Source organism: Oleiphilus sp. HI0125 (assembly GCF_001635355.1).
Genome location: NZ_LWGF01000527.1, coordinates 1 through 351, shown reverse-complemented (window position 1 = coordinate 351; position 351 = coordinate 1). Strand labels below are relative to the sequence as shown.

The 351-nt window shown below is 45.3% G+C and carries 1 protein-coding gene; it reads right to left on the bottom strand.

Annotation, left to right across the window (positions count from 1 at the left end; translation table 11 throughout):
- A partial coding sequence (locus A3762_RS06700) for a succinylglutamate desuccinylase/aspartoacylase family protein (RefSeq protein ID WP_231878747.1) occupies positions 1-304 on the bottom strand: 304 nt, incomplete at its 3' end.
- Positions 305-351 lie beyond the last annotated feature (47 nt).

Genomic DNA, 351 nt, shown 5'->3' with positions numbered 1-351 from the left:
TGCGCGCGGTAAAAGAAGAAAACGTTGTTGCTGGCTTATGCTGATAGACCAGTGTCGTACAGCCAAGTGCAGATAGAATCCCACGAGCTTCATCTGAAACATTGTTAGCGTGCTCGGTTTTAGGTTTGAGCGCGAAGCGTTCAACATAGGAATCGCGAATTGCGGTGTGAAGATCTAAGTGTTGGCTGAGGCCATAATCTTCAGCGAATTCAGAGACATATCTCTCTAGTAGTTTTGCTCTTCTAGCATCAATGCTCCCACAAAAATTATCTTCATTGTGAACTCCCATAAACAGCCGATTCATATTGAACTCGATAAAGCGGCTTGCTTTGCGCATTGCTTTGGGGTGCC